Genomic DNA, 10118 nt, shown 5'->3' with positions numbered 1-10118 from the left:
GCGCAAATTACGTGCCAAAGCGAGGGAAGTCATCTGGGAAATGCGGGTTTAAGAACAATCGTGCAAAAATTCCAGTGTTTTCTTTTTCAAATTATTTGGACCAAACGCTGAGTCTGTTGGCATCATTGCTGATTTCACTTTATAGGACCATAGGTTACAATAACGAATGAGACTATTAGAGAAGGTTGTCTCTTAATCAATTGTTAACTTGATAGCTGTTCTCTTGTCATGAATGCTTTTGTTACGTCGTTCTGCAATCTACGAATACTCTGGAGGCTGCTAATCTAATGCGACCGCTCCTACTATCAAAGTCTGTGTTAATCAGTTTTTCTTTTTTTCTTGTGGTTCTGCCGCAATCGGCATACTGTGAATTTCTGGCAGGTGCTTTTTCGGTGGACATCTCTCCTGAAAAATTGCCGGCGATTCAGAACGGCGGGTTTCTCGAACGGAGCCAGAACCAAGTTCTGGACCGGCTGCATGCACGCTGTTTCGTTTTGAAATCCGGTGAGGAAGTCGTAGCCATCGCGGTGGTTGATTCCTGTATGATCCCGCGCGACATTTGTTATCGGGCCAAGGTTCTGGTGAGAAAGCAGACGGGCATTCCCGTCAATCGGATTTTGATCGCGTCTACACATACACATACTGCGCCGAGTGTGATGAATCTGTGTCTGGGAACGAACAGCGATCCCAGTTATGAACGATTCCTACCTGGGAAGCTGGCAGAAGGTATTGCGAACGCTTATGCCAATCTGGAACCGGCGCGGATGGGGGTTGCTGTTGTTGATGCACCGAAGCATACACACTGCCGACGCTGGTTAAAGCATCCTGATAAATATGCCAACGATCCGTTTGGAGAAAAAACAGTGCGGGCCATTATGCACCCCGGATATCAGAACGCCGAATTTATTGGCCCTGCGGGACCCGTGGATACCGGCCTTTCGCTCTTCAGTATTCAGTCTGCTGACGGGAAACGTTCTATCGGCCTGATCGCCAATTATTCCATGCACTACTTTGGTACCCGCGGTGGATTTTCTGCGGATTACTACGGGAAATTCAGCAGCCTGATGGAAAATAAAATTGCGACGACTGATTCTGCGAAAGCGCCATTTGTGGCCGCGATGTCACAGGGGACGTCGGGTGATTTACAGTGGATGAATTATGGGCAGCCTCGAAAAAAAGATTACAGCATCGACGTGTACTCTGCCGAGCTTGCTGAGATTGCTTTTAATGCCTATCAGAAAATTCAATATGAAACAGGTGAGCCGAAGCTGGCAATGGCCGAGACGATGCTGGTATTCAATCGTCGACTTCCCAGCAAGGAACGCGTTAGCTGGGCGAACGAACTCAATACCAAACGGGGTGATCGTCGTCCGAAAAGTCGGCCCGAAGTTTACGCCGAACAGGTTGCGTGGTTTGTGGAGTATCCTCAGGAAGAAATTATTCTGCAGGTGCTTCGCGTGGGTGATCTTGCCATCACGGCGATTCCGAATGAAGTCTATGGCATTACCGGCTTGAAGCTCAAAGCGCAAAGTCCTTTCAAAGCGACGTTTAATATGGGGCTTGCCAATGGAGCTGCCGGTTACATTCCGCCTCCCGAACAGCATTTCCTGGGGGGGTATACAACCTGGCCGGCGAGAACTGCCGGGTTGGAAACGGACGCCGAACCCAAAATCGTTGATAGCCTGCTCGGGTTAATGGAAAAGTTATCCGGTCAAAAACGCAAACCGCTGACCGTCGATTTCTATAATGATCAACAGCGAAAGGCGATCAAGCAAGCCAAAGCTGACGACAACAACCGTGCTAATCGTGGATTGAAAGACTGAGTGGAATACGCTGCCGTAAATTCGAATTCCATACTGATATTTTCAATATAAAGGTAACCGATCATGACAAGACACCTCGTAATTATTTGTATGTTCCTGTGTTCTTTTACTTCTTCGGTGTTTGCCAAAGACCGGGGTACGCTGATCTTTGAGGATGATTTCGAGCGGAATGAGTCTCAGGAAATCAAAGATGAAATTGGGAAGGGCTGGGGGTCTAACAGCCGATGGCGGGCCGCCGGGAACAAGCAGGTGGATCTCAAAAACGGAGCGATGTATATTTTTATGCACAAGGATGCGGACCATGCTGTTTCCGTGACGCATGCTGCAGAGTTTCAGGATGGCGCGATCGAACTTCGGTTCATGTTGGAAGATGCAAAGGATAGTCTGGGTCTGAATTTTGCGGACTTGAAATACAAGAAAGTTCACGCGGGTCATTTATTCTTAGCCAAAGTCAGTACGAGAAACGTGGAATTAACCGACATGAAAACCGGTGGCATGGATTTGAAAAACCGCGAGTTGCGGAAAGCCAAGACAGTACCGCCCGCGCTTCAGGAACTGTTGAAGGCAAAGCGAAAACGATTTCCCAATCAATTGAAAACCGGTCAATGGTACACTCTGCTGGTCGACGTAACCGGTGACACGCTGACTGTTTCCATTGATGGTAAGAAAGTCGGCTCCTTTTCTTCTGAAGGAATCGCTCATCCTACGAAACGCACGTTGCGGCTGTCGGTTCCCCGGAATGCCGTGGTGGATGATGTGAAGATTTATTCGCGGGTTGCGAATGGTAAGTAGATCAATTTATCTAAAGTAAATCAGAATATGATCAAATTTAATCTACGAGACATTCTGGCCAGTATTTCATTTTTAATCATATTGATTTGTCTCTATTGCTTGACTGTATTGGTTTTCTCTAAGTGGGGAATCGGCAGGTTTCCTGGGGAACTTCAAGGAACGCGTAGATGGGAATAAATATCCTTACTCAAACTGTAAGCACATCCCTGATGCACCCAATTAATAATCCTGATGTTGAATACCAATTCCGCATCGAAATATGGAAACAACAGGATGAATTACAATTTTTTGCGACAGTCGAAAGGTCGTTTTATTGCGATTTACATGTACTCTCTGAAAACAGTATCGCAACTGAAATGATACGCTCTGTTGAGGAACTACTTGAGATTGATGAGGAGTTCTTTGACAGCGAGCAACTAGCACTGGAGAATGCTCTCGCAAAATTACGTACTTATTATGTACCATTCTAATTTTCAGTGGGAGCATAAGCGGGACGCAGATTATATATTAGAGAGTCTGTGCCTCATTTAACCCCGTGCGGGGAAAAGAAGTTATTTTTGGAACTAAGATTGAGTCAAAGCTATGATACGAAGTACTCTTGTCACTTGTTTACTGGTCCTTTCAATAATGCATCCAGCAGCAGCACAGTCTCTCCGACTGAGTTGGACCAAAGATTCGAATCGATGTTGGTTTCAAGTTAAGAAGGACTACTTTGTTGTCAACGTTCCCGATCGCCAATGCACGCCGGCCTTCGACAGACATCGACTTGCTGAAGCGATGTCGAAAGTGCTTCAGGAGCAGGTGTCGGCTGAAAAACTCATCGTCGAACAGTTCCGTTTGACTGAGACTCAGCAACAACTCCTTTTGAAGATTCGTGGTACAACATGGCTACTGAAGTTGCCTGAATATGAATTGATTGCTTCTGAGGATATGAAAGCGATCAGCAATGATTCGCGGTTATTTCTGCCGGCGCGCAAAAGTAAAGGTGGTGGAGAATCGACTTCTATTATTGTTCACAACCATCTGAAGGAGCCGATCAATGCTTACTGGGTCAGTCCCTCTGGTGAGAAGAGATTGTATGGCAGTATCGACGCGAATCAGAAATTTGAGCAACACACATATGTAGGACACGCATGGTTGCTTCGTAAGAAATCAGGGGACGACCTGGGATGCTTCATCGCCAGAGGAGACGATTCTTTGGTCATCGATGAGGGGACACTGAAGAATCTCCGTCGAGATACACCACGTCGGACGGGAGCAGAAACGCAAAATAAAACCATTTCCGCAGATGGGAAATGGACGGCTTTCGTAGAGGATCATAATCTATGCGTTCGCCACGATGATCAGAAGCTTCAACTTACTTCAGATGGAACTCCGGATAATACGTTTCAGTTCAGGGGGCAGGAAGCTCCCGACGTTCGATGGTCTCCCGATTCTAACCACCTGCTGGCATTTCAAACGAATCGTGTGGCAGAACCTCAAGTGCATCTTATCGAATCGTCTCCTGCTGATCAGTTGCAACCACGGATTCAGAGTCACACCTATCGAAAGCCCGGAGACGAATTACCAAAACAGACTTTAAGGTTATTTGTCCTGCCGAGCAAAAAGGAGATTCCGATATCTGATCGCCTGTTTGAAAATCCCTGGAACTTGCGATTTCGCGGCTGGTCAGAGTCCGGTGATCGTTTCTGGTTACATTACAACCAGCGCGGGCATCAATTGGTCCGTGAGTTAGAAGTCTCAGTTGTTGGTGGTTCGGTAAAAACGTTTATTGAGGAAGCCAGCGAGACCTTCATTCACTATTCTAATTCGGGAAAACTCGTCTTTAAAGAATTAGGGCAGGATGAAATTCTCTGGGCGAGTGAACGGAGTGGCTGGAACCATCTCTATCGGTATAGTCGCGCTACCGGTCAACTTTTAAACCAGGTGACCAGCGGTAACTGGAATGTGAAACGGATTGAAAAAATTGATCCTCAAGCGAAACAAATCTGGTTCTACGCAGTCGGCGTACACAAAAATCAAGACCCTTACCACGAACACTTCTGCCGAGTCAATTATGATGGGAGTCAGTTCGAGGTTCTTACAGAAGGGGATGGCACGCATCAGATTCAATTCGAACAAGGATGCAAGTACTTTGTCGATACCTATTCTCGGGTCGATCTGGCTCCGGTTTCAGAATTGCGTGATAGTCAATCGGGCGAACTGATTTGTGAACTACACCATGCTGATTCTTTCTCAAAATTCGGCAAGCGACGCATGACGGAACGGTTCGTTGCCAAAGGACGCGATGGAAAGACTGACATCTGGGGGATCATTCATTGGCCACTTGAGTTCGACCCAAACAAGACGTATCCCGTGGTGGAAAACATCTACGCCGGTCCTCATGGACACCATGTGCCCAAGTCCTTTCGAACCCGGTATCGGCACCAGCATCGAATTGCTGATGCGGGGATGATTGTGGTGCAGATCGATGGGATGGGGACAGCCTGGAGGTCAAAAGCATTTCATGATGTTTGCTATAAGAATCTCCGCGATGCGGGGTTTCAGGATCGCATTGCCTGGATCAAAGCAGCAGCAGGCAAGTACCCGCAGATGGATATTTCCCGAGTTGGTATCTACGGTGGTTCAGCGGGAGGCCAAAACGCAATGGCGGCTTTGCTCTGGCATCATGATTTTTATAAGGTCGCTGTTGCTGATTGTGGTTGTCATGACAATCGGATGGACAAAATCTGGTGGAATGAGCAGTGGATGGGTTGGCCCGTCGATGAAAGTTACATCGCCAATTCCAATTCTACAAACGCACATTTGCTTGAGGGAAACTTGATGTTGATTGTGGGTGAATTGGATAGAAACGTCGATCCTGCCAGCACAACACAAGTGGTTCATCAATTGATTCAACATAACAAAGACTTTGAGTTTGTCCTGGTAACAGGAGTCGGACATGGCTCTGCAGAAACCCCCTGGGCTTCGCGGAAGCGTCTGAACTTTTTGAAGACGCATCTGGGGGTGAACTGAAAGTTAGAGGATGTGAAAAAAGTGGGGCAGGGACAGAAAAACGATTCCTAGTATCTTGCATACGAGTACTATTGGACCTGTTTTACAGGTATGGCTTGTTAGTTTATATTGATAATAGACAGAAATCCTGATAGATTTAGACAGAATCAAATTCAATCTATCTATCGTTACTGCTTTACTCTATTCGTAGTCGCAACCTCAAATGGAATTCAAGCAACCCGTCCTCTTATACACCGCCGCCACGAACGTGGAAGCTCACATGGTTGTAGAGATGCTCCATGCGAACGACATTCCTGCCCACGTGATGGAGGATCAATCCGGCGTGAGTCTGTGGGCCTTAGGGACGATCAGCCAGTTCCATCAGCCGAACGTATGGGTCGACAAATCAACATCGCAGAAGGCTGCACAGTTCATATTACGGTTTGAAGAAACCAGAAAAGAACGCGAGAATCCCGATCTCAATGCCAGTACCGACACAATACCCGTTGAATGCGAAGAGTGCGGAACGACGACGTTCTTCCCTGGTACACTAAGTGGCACAACACAAGATTGTTCGAAATGCAGCGCCTATCTAGATGTCGGGGAGTTGCCGTGGGAAGAAGATTTCGGTGTGCCAGACGAATAGAGGCTGCAAACGACGAAGACAGAAAAGGGACAGAAAAAACAATTCCTGATCCCTTTATCGTCCCCACTGTATTTTCATCTCTGGCGCTTGATAGCATGTAAGACGCGATTTCATACTAATTAGAAAAGTCATTAATGGAGTAGGTTGTTTAGGAAATGATTAGGCCTTCACTGCGTGTCTTGGTTAGGCCGACGTTATTGTAGACTGTTTTTCTACCACGAAAATCACGAAAGGCACGAACAACCGGCTCCACATTCAGTTTCCTACTCGCTGTGATCGGCCTGAAATTTATTCGGTCCTACCTGCTTGAATTATCTAAAGACAATGTGAAGTATGTACAATTCTGTTTTGCCTCGATGTTTTGGTGGAAGAATGAGATATGAAAATAAAACGGGAGCGAGAAAATATACAGAGTGAACTTGGTTCTAGTTCTCCTTCAGTTAAAATTACTCAAGGCAAGTGGCTAGTGAGAGTTGGCATTACTGTTGGGGTAATCTCGCTTATCATTATTTCTTTGAGATCACTTAACAACAATCAGGGATATCAAGGACCATCTTCCATCCCAATTCAATCCGAGAATATAAAACAAGAGGAAAGACAGGAGTTTGAACGGTGTCTTAAAGCGGCTGAATCAGGGGACGCGGATGCACAAAACAAATTAGGACTCATGTACTATCACGGTGAGGGTGTTACGCAAGATTATACTCAAGCGGTGCTGTTGTTTCGCAAAGCTGCTGAGCAGGGATATGCCAAAGCACAATACAATTTAGGAAACATGTACTATGCCGGAGTGGGTGTTCAAAAAGATCATACTCAGGCGGTGCTGTGGTTTCGAAAAGCAGCGGAACAGGGGACTGATCGAGCACAAAAAAGTTTAGGAGGCATGTACTATTACGGAGAGGGTGTCACGCAAGATCACACTCAGGCAGTGTTGTGGTATCGCAAAGCTGCAGAGCAGGGATATGCGGATGCACAATACGATTTAGGATACTTTTACCAAGAAGGACTGGGCGTCACGCAAGATTATACTCAGGCGGTGCTGTGGTATCGCAAAGCTGCTGAGCAGGAACACGCTGAAGCACAATTCAATCTTGGAACAATGTACTATCACGGAGAGAGTGTTCAAAAAGATCATACTCAAGCGGTGGCATGGATTCGCAAAGCCGCTAGGCAGGGACTTAAAGAAGCACAACAGGCATTGAAAGATTTGGGGGAGTCTCCCTAGAGCAATGAATTTCAGGGGACTCGATAGGGTTGAGATATATCTGATCCCTTCGTCTGTCTGTAGACTTTTTTCTACCACGAAAGGCACGAAAACTCTGCTGGTGCCACGTTTTCTTTCTGCTATGGAACCTTTTTATTCATTTTACGTTTATAGTTCCCACTGCATTTTCATTTCTGGCTTTTGATAGCATGCAAGACGCGCCTACTCATGACGTATAATACGTTGTTCGCAAACACGGGTGAAGACTCAATCGAATTATTGAAGTCTCGTTCCGCGAGCAACTTCCTCTGTTTTGCGAGTTCATATATGAACACGATGCCGTCTTCGTTCGCCACATACACCTTTTTGTCGGCTATCAGTGGAGAAGCATAGATGCCAGAGAAACTATCGGCGGTCCAATATTTCTTGCCTGTCTCGGCATCCAGGCAATGGATTAGTCCTGTCGCATCAGGGGCGAATACAAGAGAGTCGTGGACGGCAACACTAGACAACGAACCGTGCATCCTGTCTTCTGGCTTGTCACCTCGTTTGACAAAGTCCCACACCAGACCGGAGTTGGGGTTGGTTTTTCCCCTACCGCTGCCGTCGTCTAACTCGGAACTGATGTCTCCCCGTTTCGTCACATCAATACAGCATAATCGACCATGTTCCTTAGAATGGTCACGATGCCGTCCGCTGGCAATGTAGACCCGATTTTTATAGAAAACAGGTGTCGCCACGAAGTAATTGTGTTTTCCATTATAGGTAAATTTTCGCTTCGGACTTTTGAAATTGATGTCGAACTTCCAAAGTAATTTTCCAGTCCGGGAATCAAACGAACGCAGCCACCCGTCACCCTGTCCCATGATTACCTGTCCGCGACCTTTTGACGCGATGACCAACGGGCTACCGAACTGAACGTCAAGTATATTTTCGCCGGGCGAGTTATCCTTCCAGACAACCTTGCCAGTCTTCTTCTGAAAGCAGACCAAGCTTGGTGCATCGGGTGCAGGGACCTTTCCTGCATGGCTAGAATTTGTTGTGTTGACATAGATCAAATCCTTGTACGCTGCAATCGAACAGTGATTTGCGTTGCTACCGATCATGACACCGCAAGGAACAACACCTAGCTCTCTTCTCATGTCCACTTTCCAAAGCACTCGGGGTTGACCAGTGGCCCTGTGTAGCGGTCCGATGTCGAGGCAAATGGTTTCGCAACGGTTGTTGCAGAACCACAGCCGGTCGCCTTCTACAAGTGGCGAAGAAGCCAGGCTGGTGGAAGACCAATCTAATCGGCTTCGCTCAACCAATCTGGGTGAAACGTACTGGTAAAGGAACTTGCCGTCCCGCTCGCGGAAACACATTAGAACGGATGCATTACCGCTATTCTTTGGATCACGTGGATGGTCATTGTTCGTACCAACCCAGACCAGACCATTGGCAATCACGGGATCACCACAGCTAACCGTACCGAGTTTTACCGACCAAAGAACGTTTTTTGGCCTCTGTTTATTAAAAGTGGAACCAATCTTCCAATCAGTCGGTGCATTCTTGTCTGGGCTAACCGGATTCCGAGTGTGATCTCGTCCACGCATCACCCAATCCGTTCCGTGTGTGTGGATAACGGACTGCCTGTTTGCCGTAACAGGTGATTTGCCTGCTGATTTTTCCAACTCCACACGGACTGGTATGTCTTTACTTTTATTTTGAGCCGAAGCGGCCTGATGAAGCAGGCAGACGAAGCAAAAAGAAAAAGTAACAAGAGAAGAGAATCGGTATGTGATCATGATTTCCCTTAGATATTTCTCTGATAAATTTTGTCCCGTTTGAACATGCAATCTGTTTGTTCGATGATACTCCCCCGATGCACTGTCGGCAATGTCTTAAGTTGTTTTTTGATTGACCAGTAACCCTGGATCAACTTTTGGGGGCATTCCAGTCCCTTAATCAATGGATAGAAAAAGGGGCAGGATAGAATGGCACTGTCGAGTTCTAACATCTTTCAAGTGGCATTGTTGCATATCTTGGTGCAGTGGTCTGCTGTTAAAAAACTGTACCGATTGCGAATGACGGACTCCGACTTGTCCTGATGCATCGTACTCAGTTATTTTGAGAAGTTCAGGCAGAGTCTTTTGCCTGATGCCCTCAAAGGAGCCACTGTACCACCACAGTCAAGTTCTAATCTGTATTGCTGCTATTATCGTTGGTGATATACGGTGGTCCGTAACCCCTTTGGGTAATCTCCTTTATCTCTTCCTTGGTGAGATACGGTGGTCCGTGACCCCATTTTGAGACAATCTGCATTACATTTCCTTCAGACAGAGAGAACCCCCCAGAGGCTGTACTCTTCTTCAAATGCTCCTTGATGGTGTCGTTAGTTTTACGGATATATTCAAAACTACTATTGTCACCGTACCATTTTTGAAAACCGCTCACGTCATCGAGATCGTCTGCACCGGTGAGCCTAAAAGAGGATTTGGTCGAATAATCTTTGTTTCCTGTAGATAATATTGACCAGTAAAGATCTGAATGCGGATATGCATAAAGCGATTTAGTTAAACATGAATAATATTTTTTATTGTTCATGATGTTATTTACATCTAATATGGGTGCCCCGGTTAACTCTTTTGGTGATAGTACAGGTCGCCTGAAAGTCATC

Annotated in this window: 8 protein-coding genes; 6 read left to right on the top strand and 2 right to left on the bottom strand. The window is 46.5% G+C overall.

Features of this window, described 5'->3' with window-relative positions:
* Window positions 1–287 precede the first annotated feature (287 nt).
* The 6 genes from Q0668_RS02155 (at window position 288) to Q0668_RS02130 (ending at window position 7480) form a co-directional block, all read left to right on the top strand.
* On the top strand, window positions 288–1823 hold the full coding sequence (locus tag Q0668_RS02155; RefSeq protein WP_298859476.1) for a neutral/alkaline non-lysosomal ceramidase N-terminal domain-containing protein: 1536 nt from the start codon (window positions 288–290) through the stop codon (window positions 1821–1823).
* Window positions 1824–1913: 90 nt separating this feature from the next.
* Complete coding sequence (locus Q0668_RS02150; protein ID WP_366918860.1) at window positions 1914–2615, top strand: family 16 glycoside hydrolase; 702 nt, start codon at window positions 1914–1916, stop codon at window positions 2613–2615.
* 167 nt (window positions 2616–2782) lie between these two features.
* On the top strand, window positions 2783–3085 hold the full coding sequence (locus Q0668_RS02145) for a hypothetical protein (protein WP_298859472.1): 303 nt from the start codon (window positions 2783–2785) through the stop codon (window positions 3083–3085).
* Window positions 3086–3242: 157 nt separating this feature from the next.
* Window positions 3243–5630 (top strand): DPP IV N-terminal domain-containing protein, encoded by a 2388-nt coding sequence (locus Q0668_RS02140; RefSeq protein WP_298859470.1) that lies wholly within the window; start codon window positions 3243–3245, stop codon window positions 5628–5630.
* Between the two features lie 271 nt (window positions 5631–5901).
* Window positions 5902–6255 (top strand): hypothetical protein, encoded by a 354-nt coding sequence (locus Q0668_RS02135; RefSeq protein ID WP_298859468.1) that lies wholly within the window; start codon window positions 5902–5904, stop codon window positions 6253–6255.
* 379 nt (window positions 6256–6634) lie between these two features.
* Window positions 6635–7480, top strand: a complete 846-nt coding sequence (locus tag Q0668_RS02130) for a tetratricopeptide repeat protein (protein WP_298859466.1) — start codon at window positions 6635–6637, stop codon at window positions 7478–7480.
* A gap of 167 nt (window positions 7481–7647) precedes the next feature.
* Here Q0668_RS02130 and Q0668_RS02125 read toward each other — a convergent pair whose 3' ends face one another.
* Together Q0668_RS02125 and Q0668_RS02120 are read right to left on the bottom strand one after the other, a co-directional pair.
* Window positions 7648–9246, bottom strand: coding sequence for a PQQ-binding-like beta-propeller repeat protein (locus Q0668_RS02125; RefSeq protein WP_298859464.1), 1599 nt, complete (start codon window positions 9244–9246; stop codon window positions 7648–7650).
* A 391-nt stretch (window positions 9247–9637) separates the two neighbouring features.
* Window positions 9638–10118, bottom strand: a 481-nt coding sequence (locus Q0668_RS02120; protein ID WP_298859462.1) for a hypothetical protein, incomplete at its 5' end; no start/stop codon positions are given.

Source organism: uncultured Gimesia sp., from assembly GCF_937910335.1.
Lineage (GTDB): Bacteria > Planctomycetota > Planctomycetia > Planctomycetales > Planctomycetaceae > Gimesia.
This window is presented reverse-complemented; position numbering and strand designations above follow the sequence as displayed.